Raw genomic sequence first — 479 nt, 5'->3', positions numbered from 1 at the left:
CAGTTTAAGAGAGATGCTAAAAAGAATTATCTAAGTTTACTCACTCCTGCATGGGGCGAGGTGCTCAATTGTTTGACTAACGATATACCACTACCGGCTAAATACAAAGATCATGCGTTGACCGGCAATCATAAGGGTTTTAGAGATTGCCACATCAAACCTGATTTGGTGCTTATCTACCGTATTCAGAGCGATACGGTAGATTTCGTTAGGCTGGGTAGCCATTCAGAAGTATTTGATTAGCTAACAGCTACAGATGCTACGTATGTTCTAACATAAGCTCAGAATGTAAAGTTTTAGCGCTATTTAAAATCTCGCTCCATTCTTTAACATCCATATATTGCTCATCTGTCAAGTCAAAACCATATTTTTGAAACAATTTTGCAATATTTTCATTTAGAGCTTCAAATAATTTAGCTTCTTTGTCATTTTTCAAAACTAGACCAATCCAAGCGTTTGGATCGCTATCTCTTTCTAGC

The 479-nt window shown here is 37.0% G+C and carries 2 protein-coding genes; one reads left to right on the top strand and one right to left on the bottom strand.

What is annotated here, in order from left to right; all coding sequences use genetic code 11:
- Positions 1-243, top strand: a 243-nt coding sequence (locus tag AAEY72_RS14210; protein WP_352311144.1) for a type II toxin-antitoxin system RelE/ParE family toxin, incomplete at its 5' end; no start/stop codon positions are given.
- A 16-nt stretch (positions 244-259) separates the two neighbouring features.
- Here the strand turns inward: AAEY72_RS14210 and AAEY72_RS14205 are convergent.
- A partial coding sequence (locus AAEY72_RS14205; protein WP_502945389.1) for an SCO4402 family protein occupies positions 260-479 on the bottom strand: 220 nt, incomplete at its 5' end.

Origin of the sequence: Psychrobacter sp. W2-37-MNA-CIBAN-0211 (assembly GCF_040309405.1) — a bacterium.
GTDB lineage: Bacteria > Pseudomonadota > Gammaproteobacteria > Pseudomonadales > Moraxellaceae > Psychrobacter > Psychrobacter glaciei.
Note: the sequence above shows the minus strand (reverse complement) of the source record. Positions and strands in the feature narration are given on the sequence as shown.